At 71.6% G+C, this 14,063-nt stretch carries 13 protein-coding genes; 7 read left to right on the top strand and 6 right to left on the bottom strand.

The features are described 5' to 3' along the window. Positions 1–51: 51 nt before the first annotated feature. From ACQPZQ_RS22520 to ACQPZQ_RS22500, 5 genes are all read right to left on the bottom strand, one after another. Positions 52–309, bottom strand: a complete 258-nt coding sequence (locus tag ACQPZQ_RS22520) for a DUF6295 family protein (RefSeq protein WP_241035476.1) — start codon at positions 307–309, stop codon at positions 52–54. Positions 310–316: 7 nt separating this feature from the next. Continuing rightward, positions 317–1,069, bottom strand: coding sequence for a dienelactone hydrolase family protein (locus tag ACQPZQ_RS22515; protein WP_433283704.1), 753 nt, complete (start codon positions 1,067–1,069; stop codon positions 317–319). A 118-nt stretch (positions 1,070–1,187) separates the two neighbouring features. Continuing rightward, a complete protein-coding gene (locus tag ACQPZQ_RS22510; protein ID WP_433283702.1) occupies positions 1,188–2,276 on the bottom strand; it encodes a P1 family peptidase in 1,089 nt (362 codons plus the stop codon). Between the two features lie 105 nt (positions 2,277–2,381). Next, positions 2,382–3,896, bottom strand: coding sequence for an ABC transporter substrate-binding protein (locus ACQPZQ_RS22505; RefSeq protein ID WP_433283700.1), 1,515 nt, complete (start codon positions 3,894–3,896; stop codon positions 2,382–2,384). A 12-nt stretch (positions 3,897–3,908) separates the two neighbouring features. Then, entirely contained in the window at positions 3,909–4,784 is an 876-nt protein-coding gene (locus ACQPZQ_RS22500; RefSeq protein WP_433283698.1) for an alpha/beta fold hydrolase, read from the bottom strand. A gap of 610 nt (positions 4,785–5,394) precedes the next feature. Between ACQPZQ_RS22500 and ACQPZQ_RS22495 the strand changes: the two genes are divergently transcribed. The 5 genes from ACQPZQ_RS22495 (at position 5,395) to ACQPZQ_RS22475 (ending at position 9,667) form a co-directional block, all read left to right on the top strand. Next, positions 5,395–6,528 (top strand): VIT1/CCC1 transporter family protein, encoded by a 1,134-nt coding sequence (locus ACQPZQ_RS22495; protein WP_433283697.1) that lies wholly within the window; start codon positions 5,395–5,397, stop codon positions 6,526–6,528. Between the two features lie 142 nt (positions 6,529–6,670). Continuing rightward, positions 6,671–7,561 carry an ABC transporter substrate-binding protein gene (locus ACQPZQ_RS22490; RefSeq protein ID WP_433283695.1) on the top strand — a complete coding sequence of 297 codons (891 nt, stop codon included), beginning with the start codon at positions 6,671–6,673 and terminating at the stop codon, positions 7,559–7,561. A gap of 52 nt (positions 7,562–7,613) precedes the next feature. Next, complete coding sequence (locus ACQPZQ_RS22485) at positions 7,614–8,513, top strand: LysR family transcriptional regulator (RefSeq protein WP_433283693.1); 900 nt, start codon at positions 7,614–7,616, stop codon at positions 8,511–8,513. Between the two features lie 97 nt (positions 8,514–8,610). Then, positions 8,611–8,934: a nuclear transport factor 2 family protein gene (locus ACQPZQ_RS22480; protein WP_433283691.1), complete on the top strand. Its 324-nt coding sequence runs from the start codon at positions 8,611–8,613 to the stop codon at positions 8,932–8,934. A 46-nt stretch (positions 8,935–8,980) separates the two neighbouring features. Further along, on the top strand, positions 8,981–9,667 hold the full coding sequence (locus ACQPZQ_RS22475; RefSeq protein WP_433283689.1) for a DUF1707 SHOCT-like domain-containing protein: 687 nt from the start codon (positions 8,981–8,983) through the stop codon (positions 9,665–9,667). A gap of 25 nt (positions 9,668–9,692) precedes the next feature. Here the strand turns inward: ACQPZQ_RS22475 and ACQPZQ_RS22470 are convergent, their stop codons facing one another. Continuing rightward, a complete protein-coding gene (locus tag ACQPZQ_RS22470) occupies positions 9,693–10,451 on the bottom strand; it encodes a glucose 1-dehydrogenase (protein ID WP_344724797.1) in 759 nt (252 codons plus the stop codon). A gap of 309 nt (positions 10,452–10,760) precedes the next feature. Here ACQPZQ_RS22470 and ACQPZQ_RS22465 point away from each other — a divergent pair, with 309 nt between their 5' ends. Both ACQPZQ_RS22465 and ACQPZQ_RS22460 read left to right on the top strand, forming a co-directional pair. Continuing rightward, positions 10,761–12,473 (top strand): choline dehydrogenase, encoded by a 1,713-nt coding sequence (locus ACQPZQ_RS22465; protein ID WP_433283687.1) that lies wholly within the window; start codon positions 10,761–10,763, stop codon positions 12,471–12,473. 108 nt (positions 12,474–12,581) lie between these two features. Beyond that, positions 12,582–14,060 carry a lipopolysaccharide biosynthesis protein gene (locus tag ACQPZQ_RS22460; protein ID WP_433283686.1) on the top strand — a complete coding sequence of 493 codons (1,479 nt, stop codon included), beginning with the start codon at positions 12,582–12,584 and terminating at the stop codon, positions 14,058–14,060. Positions 14,061–14,063: the final 3 nt, after the last annotated feature.

Genomic DNA, 14,063 nt, shown 5'->3' with positions numbered 1-14,063 from the left:
TCGCAGAGCCCAGCGGTTCTGCGAGGACCGCACCGAGCGCGTGGACCGCGGTCAGTGGTGCTTGGCGCGCTCCACGGTGACCTGCAGCGCTTCGAGCAGAGCGCGGGCCGAGTCGAGGCTCAGCTCCACGGCCACCCGCGCCGCCGGGCCCCGCTCCGGGTTGAGGAAGTCGATGTTCACGGTGTGCGCGTCCGGCGCGTGCACGGGGTGGTCGTAGTAGACCGTCGCCGTCCGCAGCGGGAACCAGCCGTCCGGTCCCTTCCCGCTGCTGGCCGCGACGTCGATCTTCTCGGTGCTGTACGTGCACATGTCGGGTTCAGTCCTTCCCGGACAGGTGCTTGGCGAAGAAGGCCTCCACCCGCTGCCACCCGTCGGCCGCCGCCGCCGGGCGGTAGGCCGGCCGGTCGACGGAGAAGAAGGCGTGCCCGGCGTCGTCGTAGCGGTGGAACTCGTACTCCTTCCCGTTCGTCTGCATCAGCTTCTCCAGCTCGTCGACCTGGTCGGGCGACGGGTAGGAGTCCTCGTTGCCGAACAGCCCGAGCACCGGGGCGCGCACCTCGGCCACCCGGTCGGCGAGCGGCGCCACCTGCAGCGGGAACCCCTCCGGCGGCGTGCCCACGACGAACGCCCCGTAGCAGTCGACGGCGCCCTGGATGTCCAGCTCCAGCGCGGTGAGGAACGCCTGGCGCCCCCCGGAGCAGTAGCCGATGGTGCCGACCTTGCCGTTGGAGTTCGGCAGGGCGCGCAACCAGCGCACGGCGCCCGCGGCGTCGCCCACGAACCGGGCGTCGGGCACGCCGCCGCTGGCGCGCGCGGCGGCCGCAGCGTCGTCGGGATCCGCGCCGGGGGCCTCACGGCTGTAGAGGTTCGGGCAGATGGCGTTGTAGCCCATGACGGCGAACCGCCGCACGATCTCCTTGCTCTCGCGGTCGTAACCGGGCATGTGGTGGATCACCAGCACGCCACCACGGCTCGCGCCGTCCATGGGACGGGCCGCGTAGGCCTCGATCTCGTCGTTGCCGGCACCCTGGATGCCCACCGTTTCGGCGAGCACGGCGTCATAGCGCACGGAGCACTTCTCCCTCGATCGGTCGCGGTCCCGGCGGGACGCCGGGTCACGGTCCCCTTCATACCGCCGTGGCCGACTGCCGCGTTGCGGAGGCCTCTCGTCCACTACGTGGACGCGGTCAGGCCGGCCCCACCGTCGCGTGCGGGTAGAGCTCGCGGTAGGAGGCGATGTGGCCGAACGGGGTCACCACCGACTCCGCATGCAACACGGCGTGCACCATCGCGCGGGCGAACGCCGCCTCGGCCGCGGCCAGCACAGCGTGCAGCGGGTCGGCCGTGGTGTCTGCGGAGCCGGGCACCGAGAGCGCGAACACCGTGTCGCCGTCGGTCATCCCGTGGGCCGGGGACACGGCACGGGCCATCCCGCGCTGTCCGGCGAGCGCCACCCGGCGCAGAGCAGCGAGGGCGAGCGGGGCATCAGTGGCGACCACGCCGATCACCGTGTTGGGAAGGTCGAGGCCGGTGCGTCCCCGGGCGGGCTCGGCGAGCCGGCGCTTCGCCGCCGCGTGCTCGGCGGCGGAAGGCCGGGCGATCGCGAACTCGCCGTCGGCCCCGGCGTCGAGGGCGAGCGGCAGCCCGGTGGCCTGGTCGAGGGTGGAACCGTGCGCGTTGACGGCCGCGAGAGCCCCGACGACCGTGCCGCCCGCGAGCACGCTGCTGGCCGTGCCGATCCCGCCCTTCATCTCGGCGGTGACGGCTCCGGTGCCGGCCCCCACGCACCCCTGCTCCACCGGGGCGAACGGCGGCGAGTCCGCCGCGGCCTGCGTGGCCTCGCGGCCGAACACGGCGTCCGGTCGAGCGGTGAACAACCCTCCGCGGCCGAGGTCGTACAGCGCCGCCGCCGGGACCAGCGGGACCAGGACGTCCGGCGCAGCGCTCACTCGTGCCCCACGGGAGTGGGCCGCGAGCCAGTCCAGCGTTCCGCCCGCCGCCGCCAGCCCGTACGCGCTCCCGCCCGTGAGCACCACGGCATGGGCGACGGCGCCGCCCGACCGGAGGTCCAGCGCGGCGGTATCGCGGGTCGCCGGACCGCCACCGATCACCTCGACGGCCGCCGCGGCCCCGGACGGGGGCAGCAGCACGACGGTGGTGCCGGTGAGGAACCCGTCTCCGATGCGTGTGACGTGGCCGACCCGGACACCGGGGACGTCCGTGATCGCGTTGCGGGGCCCGGGAACGGGCGCGGTGAACGGCACGCTGATGTTCATACCTGCTCCGGCTCGGGCAGCTGCGGCGCGCCGGCGAGCAATCGCCGCGGGTACGCGACGAACAGCGCCGTGCGACGCACCAGGAACACCGCCACGGCTGTCTCGCTACTGCGCGGGCGTCGCCGACACGCGCGCAAGGTCGAGCCGCGAGTTCGTCTCCCTGGTGGGGAACCCGTTGACGCCCTTCCGGAGCACGACGAGGCCGCTCGAGCTGAAGAGCCAGTCGCTCGCGGCGTCCTCCGAGATCTTCCGTGCAACCTTCCGATACAGCTCGTCGCGCTCGCCGTCGCTCGGGGCCATGGCCGCCTGGGCGGCCCACTCCTGCACCTGCACATCGGAGTAGTGCCAGTAGTAGGCCGGGTTGGCGTACGTCGCGATGTCGCGCGCTTCGGCATGGTCGACGATCGACAGGTCGTAGTCCCCCCTGGTGTAGACGCGGTCGAGCCAGGTCGGGAACTCCACGCGCTCGTAGCGCACCCGGATCCCCACCTGGCCGAGCTGCGAGACCACGTACTCGCCGATCACGGGGTTGTAGATGTTCGGCATCACGAGGTTCAGGTCGAGCCCGTCCGCGAAGCCTGCCTGGGCGAGCAGCGCCCGCGCCGCAGCAGGGTCGTACGGGTCGATCGCTGTGAGGCCGGCGTCGAACCACGGATCGGTCGGTGCCACATCGCTCCCGATCCGGTGACCCTTACCGGCCTGAGCCACGCGGATCAGCCCGTCCTTGTCGATCGCTCGCCGGATCGCGTGCCGTACCCGGGCGTCGGCGAGCGGGCCGCGGCTGTTGTTGATGCCCAGCACGAACTTGTCGCTCGTGACGCCCTGGGCCACCGTGAAGTCCGGGTTGTTCTGGAACGGCGCCAGCGAGGTCGGCTCCGGCCCCGTCAGTACGTCGGTCACGCCGGTGAGCTCTGCGTTGTTGGCCGTGGCCGTGTCGGGGATGTAGTGCAGCACCACCGTGGCTAGCTGCGCCGGTTCGCCCCAGTAGTGCTCGTTGCGCGCCAGCGTGATCGACGACCCGCGCTGCCAGGATCGGACCACGAACGGTCCGCTCCCGTTCGTCGTGTCGGCGAGCGTCGCGGGGTCGGTGCCCTGCTTCAGCACCACCCCGGCCCGATTGGTGAGCCCGTAGGTGAAGTTGGCGTCCCGTTGCCGGAGTGTGATCACGACCGTTTCCGCATCGGGTGCGCTGATGTCGCTGACCGCCGCGAAGTCCGCTCTGTTGGGGTTCTTCGAGCCCGGCGCGATCACCTTCCGGTAGGACCACACGACGTCGGCGGAGGTGAGCGGAGAGCCGTCGGCGAAGGTCAGGCCGTCGCGCAGCCGGAACGTGTAGGTCAGCCCGTCGGCCGAGGTGTCGAACCGCTCGGCGAGCAGCGGTGCGATCACGCCGTGGCCGTCCCGGGTCAGCAGCCCTTGGTAGACGTTGTCCAGCAGCAGCTGGGGAAGGGCCGCGCCCGCGACGGTGGTGATGTCCAGGCTGGTCGGTTCCAGCACGAGCCGCACGTCGAGGGTGGTGTCGGCGGCCGCGCCGCCGCCATCACCGGGCGCCTCGCCACTGCAGCCCGCCGCGAGCACCGCCGCAACGAGCAGCACGGGAACGAGTCGTCTGACCCGCATCGGGGTCTCTCCTTACCGGGTCGGGACGGACGTGACGGTGGCGACGAACCGCAGCAGCTCGGCGTGGACGTCGGCGCGGTCTAGCTCGTGCCGGACGTCGTGCCGATCGTGCGGGTACACGACGACCCGCGCCCGCGGCAGCAGCCCGGCAACGGCGACGGCATCCGATGCGGGCGCGATGTCATCCTCCGCACCGCGCAGCAGCAGCACCGGCACGTGGTCGAGTGCCCCGTCGGTGACCAGCGCGCGGGTGCGCGCGGCGGCCGCGGCGAGCGCCGCGAGTGTCCGGGGCCGCAGCCCACCCTCGCACGCCCGTGGGTCCTCCCGACGCCGTCGGGCCTGCTCGGGGATGCACACCGGCCCTGACGCGTCCGTCCGCGGCTGCACCGGGTGCCGGTCGGACGCCACCTGCGCGGCGAGTCCCCACGCTCCGTCGAGCAGCGAGGAACCGGCGAGGACCAGACCTGCGATGTCGGCGGCGGGGTCGGTGGGCCGGGCCGCGGCCCCGATCCCCGGGCGGACCGCCCCGGTGCGGATCTCCCCGACCAGCAGCGTGGCAACCGCTGCCCCGAGCGAATGCCCGGCCACCACCACCGGTACCCGGGGCCGGGCGCCCGTGATGCGTCCGAGGAGTGTCTCGGCGTCGGCCACGAGATCGTCGATGCGCTCGACGAGCACGCGCTCGCCGTCGCTGAAGCCGTGCCCGGCGTGGTCGAGGGCCCAGGTCTCGATGCCCGCCTCGGCCGCGGCCTCGGCGAGCGGGGCGTACTGGCCGCTGTGCTCACCGAGACCGTGCAGCAGCATCAGCACAGCCGTCGGCTGGACACAGGGCACCCACCGCCGGACGTGGATGTGGCCCCGGCGACCGGTCAGCCACCCTCTGATCATGCCGATCTCCCCCGTAGCGCTCTGTCCTGCCTCGTCGGCGCCGCCGATGACTCCAGCGATTGCCGAGTGGCACAGGACCAGACTGCTGACACCCCGCCCGGCGTGCTCCTCACGCGCGCCGGGCCAGCACGTCGGCCCTCCATCTTTCTGCCACCCGCGGCTGTGAGCCCAGCCAGGTCACCAGCGCGTTCCTCCCGGAGGCCGCGCGCAGGTCGGTTTCCGGGCCGGGGCTTACTGTCATCGGGCGTCCTCGGCGGGAAACGGTGGCGGTTCGCCTGCCCGGAAACCACGCGGCAGACGGCGGGAATCAGTGGTTGGAATGATCGAACTGATCCCCTCGGCGACCCATCCGGAAAGGATCGTGGGGCGCGCCAGACATTCCGCCGGCCGAGGTCATGAAGGGATGTAACCATGCCGACGCGCCCGCGACCACGGCCGTACTCCGGCGCGTGATGTGATCCATGCCGCGCCGCGGCCCGGCGACCACGAAACGGACGGTCGTTCTGGGACGTCCGGACCGTCACCGTCGGTGGGCACCGGACGGTGACACCCGCCCGCAGCGTCGCTCCGCCACCCCGCCGCACCCCGTCTGGTCAGGGAGAATGGTTCTGTGGCTACCCCATCGTCCCGAGGCTCGGAGAACCGTGGGCCGGATGGACCGGATCCGGCCACCAGAGCGCCCGCACCGTCGGCCGTGCGCCGCTGGCGCCGTCGGCTGGCGGACGAGCGTGAGGAGGCGAAGGTCTACCGCGACCTCGCCACCCGGCGCACCGGGGAGGAGCGGCAGATCCTGCTCGGGCTCGCCGAGGCCGAGGAGCGGCACGCCGCGCACTGGATGCGGCTGCTGGGCGACGAGGCCGGGCGGATCCGCCGTGGGGCCGCCCGGATGCGCCTGCTCGCGTTCCTGGCCCGGCGGTTCGGCTCGGTGTTCGTGCTGGCACTCGCGCAGCGCGCCGAGACGCGGTCGCCCTACCGGTCCGACGCCGACGCCACGGCCGCCATGGCCGCCGACGAGCGGGTCCACGAGGAGGTCGTCCGCGGTCTCGCCGCCCGCGGCCGCGCACGTGTCTCGGGCACCTTCCGGGCCGCTGTCTTCGGCGCGAACGACGGGCTGGTCAGCAACTTCGCTCTCGTGCTCGGTGTCATCGGCGGTGGGGCCTCCCCCAGCACAGTCGTGCTCACGGGTGTGGCCGGACTCCTGGCCGGGGCCCTGTCGATGGGCGCAGGGGAGTACGTGTCCGTGCGGTCGCAGCGCGAACTGCTCGCCGCCTCCTCCCCCGACGTCCGCGACGCGCCCGCCCTCCTGCGTGAGCTCGACGTGAACGCCAACGAGCTCGCGCTCGTCTACCGCGCGCGCGGGGTGCCGGCCGCAGAGGCCGACCGTCGCGCTGCCGCCGTGCTGCGCAGCGGTGACCCGCGGTCGCTGGGAGAGCCGGACGGGACGGACGGCGGCGGCCACGACGTGGTCGGCACCGGCCTGAGCGCGGCGCTGTCGAGCTTCTGTTTCTTCGCGTCGGGAGCCGCGGTGCCGGTCATCCCGTTCCTGTTCGGGCTGGGCGGCGCATCGGCGGTGATCGTCGCGGGGGTCCTCGTCGGGCTCGCGCTGATGCTCACCGGCGCCACCGTGGGCGTGTTGTCCGGTGGTCCCCCGTTCCGGCGGGCGTTGCGCCAACTCGCGATCGGGATGGGCGCGGCGGCCACGACCTACGGCCTGGGCCTGCTGGTCGGCGCGGCGGTCAGCTGACCGTCCCACCAGCTCTGCTCTGCGGCAGGCACTATAGAAAGGAGCGATAACGCTATCGACCGCAGCGCATTGTCGGCAGACCGGTGCGACCTTAGCGTCGATCAGGAGAAACCGATCGACGCATCGAGGGGAAGCGGACACGATGGGCACATTCAGGATTCAGCCCCATACCCGGCTGCAGGAGTGGGTCGCGCAGGAGCACGGCTACTTCGCGGAAGAGGGCCTGGAGTACGAGTTCCAGACCGACGGTCTGTCCAGCGGCGCGTACGCCACCTCGGCGGTGCGCTCCGCCGACAGCGTCCCGGTCGAGATCCGCAAGGGCGCATTCGAGGACATGTCGAACGAGCGCGCCTGTGACGTGTCGGCGGCGTGCCACTGGGCCGTGAACGCGGTGGCCGGCACCGGTGTGGGCAAGATGTGGGGCCACGCCTACTCGATCACGCCCTCGGGCGTCTTCGTCGCGCCGGACTCCGACCTGCAGCGCCCCGAGGACCTCGCCGGTGTGGACGTGGCGGTGGGCTACCACTCCGGCAGCCACTACTCCACGATTCAGGCGCTCGAGCCGTTCATCCCCGTCGAGCAGATCTCGCTGTCGTTCATGGGCCTGCCGAACGACCGGCTGCGCCGGCTCCTGCGCGGAGAGGCGCAGGCCGCGAGCCTGTTCGGCGCACAGTGTTACGTGGCCGAGCAGCTCGGCTACCGCAAGCTCGCCGACGCCACCTTCGCGATCGGCTTCCTCATCGCCGCCGACGCCGACCTGGACGACACGAAGAAGTACTTCCGGGCCCTGCAGAAGGCACAGGTGGCCATCGACCTGCATCCCCAGCGGTACCTCCAGTACTGGACCCGCGAGATGCCCGAGGACATCGCGGCACTCGTCGACGTCCGCCGGTTCGGGTCGGGCGAGCGCATCGTGTTCGAGCAGTACACGCGGGAGATGTACGACGTCACGCAGCAGTGGATGCACGAGCACGGCCTCCTGGAGGTCGCACCCGGGAAGGACTCCGCCTACGCGAGCGTCGTCCTGGTCTGACAGGTAGAGATGGAGCCGGTGGGGGGCGCCCGGCGGGGAAGGAGAACGGATCGTGAACCTGGATCTGTTCCGTCTGCAGGTCTTCGTCACCGTCGTGGACCGCAACGGCTACTCCGCCGCCGCCCGCCGGCTCAACCTGGCCCAGCCCTCGGTCTCCCGTCACGTCAGTGAGCTGGAGCGCGCCTGCGGCGCCGAGCTCCTGCAGTACCGGGACCGCGGAATCCACCTCACCGCCGCAGGGCGGGAGGTCTACCGGGCCGCGCTGGTGATGCTGACGGAGCAGCACCGCCTGCAGGACTCGCTGGGAGATCTCAGGAACGGGCGACGCGGTCGCGTCCGGCTGGGCGTGAGCATGGCGTTCGAGCAGCGGTACTTCTTCGAGGACGTGATCGGGCCGTTCAGCCGAAGGCACGAGGGCACGCAGCTGTCCGTGCGGTTCGGGCACAGCCCCCGGGAGGCACAGGCCGTGGTGGACGGCCAGCTCGATCTCGCCTACGTCATGCGCTGGCACCTGCCGACCGATGCGGAGTTCGAGTTCCTCCACGACCTGCGGCTGTCCTTCGTCGCATCCCGCGACCACCCACTGGCCGGCCGGCCGTGCATCACGGTGTGCGACATCGCCGAAGCCGGTTTGATCACGGCGCCGTTCATCGGCGTCGAGGAGAGCTTCTACCGTGAGGTGCTCCGCGAGTTCGGGCTCACCGGCGACCACTCCGTGATCGAGGTCGACGGCATGCAGACCCGCTTCCTCGCCGCGGCCGCCGGGCTCGGCGTGATGGCCACGTTCATCCCCGACCATGCACGCGAGGCGGTATGCGCCGAATTCGCGCTGCTGGACGTGGAGGGCCGACCGACCACGGTGCAGGCAGGCCTCGTGCGGCGCAGCGACCACCCGGGGTCGAGCACGACGGACGAGCTCGCAGCCTGGTTGCGGAAGCTGTCGGCACCCTGACCGCCGTTCGGCCCCATCCAGGGAAGGGCCGAAGCGGCAGCGGGTGCGCCCGACCATCATGGAACCCGTACGACATCGCCCGTCGATCGGAGCAGACGTGAGCACCACCCTTCCCGCCCCCGTCCGCACGCTGCTCGATGCCGCCAACAGCGGTGACATCGAGGGTTTCCTGAACGGCTTCACCCCCGACGGCGTGGTGGACGACTGGGGACGGGAGTTCCGGGGCCGGTCGCGGATCCGCTCGTGGAGCGACGCCGAGTTCATCGGGGTGCGGGTCTCGCTCACCCCGACCGAAATCGTCGACGATGACGGAGTCGTGACGGTGACCGCGCAGGTCGGCGGCGACGGGTTCAACGGTCCGAGCCACTTCTCGTTCCGGGTCCAGGACGACCTGGTCACCCGGATGACGATCCGCGCATGAGGGACCATCCTCGCCACGTGGGGGCCTGACCCGTCAGGATGGCCTGGTGGAACCACCGCCCCCGCCCGAGATGCGCATCGGCGACCGCGAGCGGCGCGAGGTGGATGCCCGCCTCCAGGAGGCGCTGGCCGACGGGATGCTGACGCTCGCCGAGTACGACGAGCGCGCCGCGCTCTGCTGGGCCGCACGCACCCGCAGCGACCTGGACGCACTCACCGTGGACCTGCCCGAGCCGCCCCCGTCCGAGCCGACCGTCGCTCTCGAGACGGCTGCGCCCGCCGCCCCGGCAGCACCCGACTCCGGGATGCTCGGCCGGGCCGTCGGCGGTCTGGTCACCGCGGCGTTGATCGGCAGCGGCATCTTCGTCGGCATCCAGGTTCTCTCCGCCGACGACGGCGCTTCGGTCTTCGGCAGCAAGACGGTGAACGTCGGCAGCGGCCAGCAGCGGGTCGAGGTCGGCATGATGTTCGGCAGCCTCCGCGTCATCGTGCCGGACGATGTCAGCGTGCGGCCGTCCGGCACGGTCGTCTTCGGCAGCACCAACTGCAACGAGGCCTGCCGTACCGGCCCCAACCTCCGCGAGGTGGCGGTCGAGGCCGACGGCGCGTTCGGGAGCGTCTCGATCATGCGGCAGAGCGAGTTCGACCGTGCCGCCATCACCGACCGCAATCGCGACCGCGACCGCGACCGCGATTGGGACGATGACTCCGACGACGACTCGGACGACGACTAGAGCCGCGCCGCAGGACCGTTCCCGCTCACCAGCCCGCTACCGAACCGGCGTCGACGGGGAGCGTCACACCCGTCACGAACGACGCGTCGTCGGACAGCAGCCAGACCACGGCCGCCGCGACCTCCTCGGCCTCGCCGATGCGCTGCATCGCCTGCGGCTTCATGATCTGCGCCAGGCGCTCGGGCGTCGCCCCGCGCGCGAAACCCGTCATGATCGTGCCCGGAGCAACCGCGTTGACGCGGATGTGGTCCTCGGCGTACTCGACCGCGGCGTTCTTGGTGAGACCGACCAGGCCGTGCTTCGCGGCGGTGTAGGGCCCGAGCCGCTTCACGCCGCGCAGTCCGGCGTTGGAGGCGGTGTTCACGATCGAGCCCCCTCCCCCGCGCAGCATCTGGCGGATCTGGTGCTTCATCCCGAGGAACACCCCGCGCAGATTCACCGCGATGACGCGATCGAAGTCCTCGTCCTCGACGTCGGCCAGGAGCCGCCCACCGCCGGGGATCCCCGCGTTGTTGTGGGCGAAGTCGAGTGACCCGAACCGGTCGAGGACACCTGCGACGAGCGCCTCGTGGTCGGCGGCCCGGGACACGTCACAAGCCTGGAAATCCGCCTCGCCACCCGCATCCCGGATGATCTTGACGGTCTCCTCGCCTCCCACCCGCGCCGACTCCAGGTCCGCGACGAGCACCCGCGCGCCCTCCTGCGCCGCCCGGATCGCGGTGGCGCGCCCGATCCCGCTCGCCGCCCCCGTCACCACTCCCGCCCTGCCGGTCATCGACCCCATCGCGCTGCCTCCCTGGACGTTCGTCGTCGCCGGGTCCGGCCGATGCAGGTCGCGACGGCGCGGACCATGGCGCAGCCAGGATCAACCGGCCGGTGGGGATCGCGGGAGCGGTTCAGCGCGCGATTCCGTGGTGATTCGTGCAAGGCCTCACCCGACCAGGGGAAGCGTCGGCACGCCCTGAGACGACCGCGGCGCCCCGGCGGCTAGGATTCCGCCGATCGGAGCAATGCCGGAGATCCATTCAGCTCATACTCCTCACCGGCGCCGCTCCCCACCCCTTGCTGCAGACACCCGAAGGGCGAACCCTCCATGGCGCAGAGACCGTTCGACTTCGTGATCGTCGGCGGCGGCACGGCCGGCTGCGTGCTGGCGAACCGCCTCACCGCCGACCCCCGAATCCGAGTTCTCGTGCTGGAAGCCGGGCGGCCCGACTACTGGTGGGACCTGCCGATCCAGCTGCCGATCGCGATGGGGATGCCCGTCGGGGACGAGCACCACGACTGGCTCTACGAGTCCGAGCCCGAACCGGGGCTGCAGTCGCGGCGCCTGCACCATCCCCGGGGCAAGGGCCTCGGCGGCTCGAGCTCGATCAACGGGATGATCTACCAGCGCGGCAACCGGGTGGATTTCGACCGGTGGGCCACCGAGTGCGGCACCCCCGAATGGGATTACGCGCACTGTCTGCCCTATTTCCGGCGGCTGGAGAACTGCCTCGGCGACAAGGACGACGCCTACCGGGGCCACGGCGGCCCGCACACGCTCTCCCGCGGGCCTGCCGATGGCCCGATCTTCGCGGCGTTCCTCGCCGCCGCCGAGCAGGCGGGCCATGCGGTGCTGCCCGACCTCAACGGTGCGGACCAGGAGGGTTTCGCACCACTGGACCAGGGTGTACGCGGGGGCAGACGGGAGTCCGCCGCACGGGCCTACCTGCATCCGGCGCGGCGGCGGCGCAACCTCGAGGTGCGCTCGCGGGTGATGGTCACGCGCATCCACGTCGACGGCGGTCGCGCTGTCGGGGTGCGGTACCGGCAGGGCAACGGCGCCGAGAGCGTGGTGACCGCCCGCGAGATCATCCTGTGCGCGGGCGCGATCGGTACGCCCCAGCTGCTGCAGGTGTCCGGCATCGGCCGCGCCGACCAGCTGTCCCGGCTCGGCGTCCCCGTGGTCCACGACCTGCCCGGTGTGGGCGAGACCCTGCAGGATCACCTCGCGGTCCACCTGCAGCACCTGTGCCGGGAACCGGTGTCCATGGCCGCCGTCCGCCGCAAGGTCAACTGGCCGGGCATCGTCGCCGAAGCGCTGCTGCTCGGCAGCGGTCCGGGGAGCCGCAATCCGATGCAGGCGGGCGGGTTCGTCCGCAGCACCCCCGACCAGAGTCACCCCGATCTGATGTTCCTGCTCGCGCCGCTGGCGATGCACAGCTCCGAGCGGTCGATCCCGATCGGCCAGCACGGGTACCAGATGCACGTCGGCGTCATGCGGTCATCAGCCCGCGGCTCGGTGCGGATCACCTCGCCGGACCCGTCGCAGCACCCCGCGATCCAGCTGAACTTCCTGACAGGGCCGGAGGACCGGCAGCGCTGGGTGGACGCCGTCCGCATCGGACGGGAGCTGCTGGCACAGCCGGCGATGGAACGGCTGAACGGCGGTGAGAGCCTCCCCGGACCCGAGGTCCGCTCCGATGACGAGGTGATCGACTGGGTCGCCCGCACCGCTCGTGTGGGGCTGCACCTCGCGTGCAGCGCCCGGATGGGCACCGACGAGGGCGCCGTGGTGGATCCCGCCACGCTGCGGGTACGTGGCCTCGACGGTCTGCGCGTCGTCGACGCCGCGATCATGCCTTCGCTCACCAACGCCAACACCTACGGCCCGGTGCTGATGCTGGCGGAGAAGGCGGCCGACATGATCCTCGGTAACACCCCGCTCGCGGCGGAGGACCCCGCCACCGCACCCACCCGCGTCGCCGTCGGCGGCCCGGACACGGTGGCAGACCCCGCCGAAGCGGAGTCCGTAACAGCCTGATCGGCACGACAAGGACATAGGGGACGTTATGGCCGACCGGGGCTTGGGGCGATCAGTGCACGCCTCACCGCCTGCCTTACTGTGCCCTCCCATGAGGAGCGCCGCCAAATGAGAAATGCCTTGGCGAGCTGGAAGGCCCCGCAGCACCGTGACGGATTGGCCCTCGTACTCAGCTCCGCGGTGACTTCGGGGATCGGTCTGCTGTACTGGGTCGTCGCTGCCCGATTGTTCGACCCCGAGACCGTCGGCGTGAACTCGACGATGACCTCGACGCTCACGCTGCTCGGCAGCGCGGCTCAGCTCAACCTGGGCAACGCGCTCCTGCGTTTCGTGCCCACGGTGGGCAACTCGGCCCGGTCGTTGGTGGTCAAGTGCTACGCGGTCAGCATCGCGGCAGCCTGCCTCACGGGCGCCGTGTTCGCGCTCGGCTCGGAACTGTGGGCACCCGAACTGCTCGACACCGTCGGACGCGGCCCGCTGTTCGCGTTCTTCGTGCTGGCCACCCCCGTGTGGTCGATATGGGTCATGCAGGACTACGCGCTCACGGCGATCAAGCGGGCCACGCTCGTGCCGGTGAAGAACCTCGTCTTCGCGGTCATGAAGATCGTCCTGCTGCCGGTGGGCGCGGTTCTCGCGATGTTCACCGCGATCTCCGTCTCCTGGGCGGTGTCCACCGCGGTGCTCGTGGTGGTGGTCAGCGTCTGGCTGTGGCGCGCCCTCCCGGCCCACGGCGCCGCCACCGCGGACAACGCCGAGGCCTTCCAGGCGCGCACCATCGTCGGGTTCGTGTCCGCGGACTGGGCAGGCACGCTCTTCTCGCTGTCGGTCAACTTCGGTCTGCCACTGCTCGTCCTGGCCCGCCTCGGCGCGGACGCCGCCGCCACGTTCGGCGTGGCCTGGGCGATCGCCTTCGCGCTCTACCTGGTCTCGAACGGGATGGGCCAGTCGCTGCTGGCGCACGTGTCGGCCGACCCTGAGGGGCTGGAGGCCGCCTACCGCGGCATGGTGCGCAAGGCGCTCACCCTGATCGTGCCTTCGGTGATCATCATCGTGCCGGGCGCGGGGCTGATCCTCTCGATCTTCGGCGAGCACTACGCCGAGACCGGCACCATGCTGCTGACGCTCAGCGCGCTCTCCGCGATACCGAACGTCGTGTCCCTCGCGACCGTGAACGCCGCGCGCGTCCGGCAGCGCCGGATCATCCAGTTCGGCGTGCCGGCGATGATCGCGGTCTTCGTGATCCCGCTCTCCTGGATCCTGATGCCCATCATGGGCCTCACCGGTGTCGGTGTCGCCCTGCTCGTCGGTCAGTCGGCCGTTGCCGCGGTCATCCTCATCACTCGCTGGCTCAGGCCGCGGCGCTCCTCCGGCGGGCCGTCGGGTCCCGCGCCCGTACTCGATCCCGCCATGGCCGACGTCGCCACCAGCCCGATCCCGATCGTGACCGGTGGGCTCCCGGCCTACGGGATGCCGCCCTCACCCGGGGTCGGGGAACCACCCGCACCCGACGCGCGCGGCGACGTCTCCTCGTCGATCTCGGCGGCGACCCAGCCGATCATCCGCCCGCCCCGCTCCAGGCGCGAGTAGCCC

Source organism: Pseudonocardia sp. CA-142604, assembly GCF_050948475.1.
GTDB lineage: Bacteria > Actinomycetota > Actinomycetes > Mycobacteriales > Pseudonocardiaceae > Pseudonocardia > Pseudonocardia alaniniphila.
This window is presented reverse-complemented; position numbering and strand designations above follow the sequence as displayed.